Source organism: Paraburkholderia sp. 22098 (assembly GCF_052045935.1).
Taxonomy (GTDB): Bacteria; Pseudomonadota; Gammaproteobacteria; order Burkholderiales; family Burkholderiaceae; genus Paraburkholderia; species Paraburkholderia caledonica.
Genome location: NZ_JBQEPV010000036.1, coordinates 1 through 1,304, shown reverse-complemented (window position 1 = coordinate 1,304; position 1,304 = coordinate 1). Strand labels below are relative to the sequence as shown.

The window sequence follows — 1,304 nt, the reverse complement described above, 5'->3', positions numbered from 1 at the left end:
CACGCTTAAGTTGATGAATTTGCTCGCTGGCGAAACTCGCGTGGTGAGCAGTATTTCAGGGCGCTGTGCGGATGCGATTCGTTGTAATGGTCAAACGCGATGGCCAGGTTCTGCAACGCCGTTCTCGCGTCCGGCTTGGGCATCCACGAGACGTAGTCTCTCTTCATCGTTTTGACGAAGCTCTCGGCCATCCCGTTGCTCTGTGGACTTCGCACCGGCGTCGTGATGGGTTTCAGGCCCACCTTTTTCGAGAACGTCAGCGTTTCCTCGGCAATGTAGCAGGAACCGTTATCGCTGAGCCATTCGATTTCGTTGTCGGCCTTCAGCGCACCATCGAAACGGTTTTCTACAGCCTGAAGCATGACATCACGCACCATGTCTCCGGTATAGCCTCCAGTGGTCGCAGCCCAGCTCATGGCCTCCCGGTCGCAGCAGTCCAGTGCAAAGATGACGCGCAGCGGTGAGCCGTCATCACAACGGAATTCGAAGCCGTCCGAGCACCAGCGCGCATTGCTCTGGTCCACCGCGACCCTGCCGTCGTGCCGGCGCGTGGATTGGGGATGTCGAGGGCGGCGCTCGAGCAGCAGGCCGTGGGTATGCATGACCCGGTAAACCCGTTTTGCATTAACGCGAGGCTGCCCCTGTGCGTCCCGGTTTCGCCGTAGGAGGGCCCAGGCGCGCCGGTAGCCGTAAGTCGGCAAATCAGCAATCAGCCCCTGGAGCTCCGCAACGAGCGGCATGTCGTCCCGGGCGGGCGTCTTGCGCTTGTCTACCCATTCAGCGTCGCGCTTTGATTTCACCGCGAGATTAGAGCGCGACACACCCAGGACTTCACAGACCGTCTTCATCGGTCGTCCCCCGGCAGCAATGGTGAGCGCGCAATCAATTTTTTTGCCCGGCCGTACTCCACTGCTTCGCGGAGGATTTCCACTTCCATCGTCTTCTTGCCCAGCAGCCGCTGGAGTTCACGAATCTGCTTCATCGCTTCGGCCAGGTCGGATGCCGGCACCACCTGCTCGCCGGCACTGACTGCTGACAGGCTTCCGTCCTGATAGAGCTTGCGCCAGGCGAACACCTGGTTTGCATTCACCTGATGACGACGGGCAACTCCGGAAACCGTTGCTCCGGGCTCGAAAGTCTCGCGCACTATCGCGAGCTTCTCCTCGACAGAGCGCCGGCGGCGCTGTTCGGGCTGGGTCAGAACTTCAATGGGTTCCACGTTAGAGCTGGGCTTAAACATAGGCGTAAGACTACCTCAAAGTTTAAGCGTTACCTCATGTCCGGTTTTCGCCGGGGCCGGCCCA

The 1,304-nt window shown here is 59.9% G+C and carries 1 protein-coding gene; it reads right to left on the bottom strand.

Annotated elements, in window-relative coordinates; genetic code table 11:
* Window positions 1-5 precede the first annotated feature (5 nt).
* Window positions 6-1,240, bottom strand: a protein-coding gene (locus tag ACTJLB_RS32395) for an IS3 family transposase (protein WP_440785660.1) whose coding sequence is annotated in 2 segments (ribosomal slippage) — window positions 6-886 and window positions 886-1,240 — 1,236 coding nt in all. Because the reading frame shifts where the segments join, the coding sequence is not laid out codon by codon here.
* Window positions 1,241-1,304 lie beyond the last annotated feature (64 nt).